We start from the raw sequence: 259 nt of genomic DNA on the forward strand, positions 1-259 counted from the left end.
CCAGTGTCAGGTTCCAACCCGCCCGAGGCAGTAAGCTAGACCCGCCCGGCCAAGGGTATTCGACGGATCGAGGGAAATCGTGAGGATAGTGACGTTGTCGGTGCGGAACTTCCGCGGAATCAGTGAGCTTGAGTGGACGCTCAAGGCGTCGCCGCTCTGTTGCTTGATTGGTCCAGGGGATTCGGGGAAGTCTACGGTTCTGGATGCGATTGAAGCAGCGCTGTCCTCCCGGTGGTACACCTTTGGCGAGGCCGACTTC

Annotated in this window: 1 protein-coding gene; it reads left to right on the top strand. The window is 59.8% G+C overall.

All coding sequences use genetic code 11. The annotated features are described in order from the left end of the window. Positions 1–88: 88 nt before the first annotated feature. Positions 89–259 (top strand): AAA family ATPase (locus tag AAE045_RS24500; RefSeq protein WP_455549883.1); only part of this gene is annotated, 171 nt, incomplete at its 3' end.

This window comes from Dryocola clanedunensis (assembly GCF_038405435.1).
GTDB classification, from domain to species: Bacteria; Pseudomonadota; Gammaproteobacteria; order Enterobacterales; family Enterobacteriaceae; genus Dryocola; species Dryocola clanedunensis_A.